The following is a 613-nucleotide window of genomic DNA, read 5'->3' on the forward strand; positions in this document are numbered from 1 at the left end:
GCGTTTTTGCCGTTGGCTCAGATAACGTCAGAAAGCGCAAGCCATTATCACGCATGGCTCCGCCGCATCGAAAAGTCCGACTAAGGGCCAGTGCGGCTCGCAACACGCAAGCATAACGATGTTTGAGGTCAGGGAGCGAATTCGAGATTGGACACGATACTATATTTACCTGCGAGTGTATTTGATAGGCTATGACGGCAAATTGATGCCACGCTCACTTCGCAAGCTTCTCGCTCGTTCTGAAATCCACAACGCATGGCTCCTTGGTTATATGGGCTTCTTTGAACAGGATGGAATTCGTTTCGGTCCTGCCAATCCCTATCCTGGCAATCTTGCCGACGCCGCCGATTCATAAAATTGCCTTCAGGCCGTTCCGAACAAGGCAACCATTGTGCTCTATGATTTGCCAAAAAGGGGCCAGCACAAGAGGAGTGCGAGATCGTAGGCTAAGGGCGAACGGAATGAGAACTTATGCCACCCGCCGTAGCGCGGCCGGCAGACGCAGCGATCGAAATCCGTTCGGCATTTGATGTTCAGCATCCCAGGTGTATATACCGGTAAGGTTGATATGTTCCCAGCTGAGCGGCGAGATGTGCTTCGACAGAGTATCAGG

General features: G+C 52.0%; 1 protein-coding gene. It reads left to right on the forward strand.

The features are described from left to right. The first annotated feature begins 181 nt into the window (after window positions 1-181). The gene (locus AB4Z23_RS27830) at window positions 182-355 is read left to right on the forward strand and encodes a hypothetical protein (protein ID WP_441361220.1); all 174 of its coding nucleotides are present in this window, start codon (window positions 182-184) and stop codon (window positions 353-355) included. Window positions 356-613: the final 258 nt, after the last annotated feature.

Origin of the sequence: Agrobacterium sp. MCAB5 (assembly GCF_052114365.1) — a bacterium.
Classification (GTDB): Bacteria; Pseudomonadota; Alphaproteobacteria; order Rhizobiales; family Rhizobiaceae; genus Agrobacterium; species Agrobacterium tumefaciens.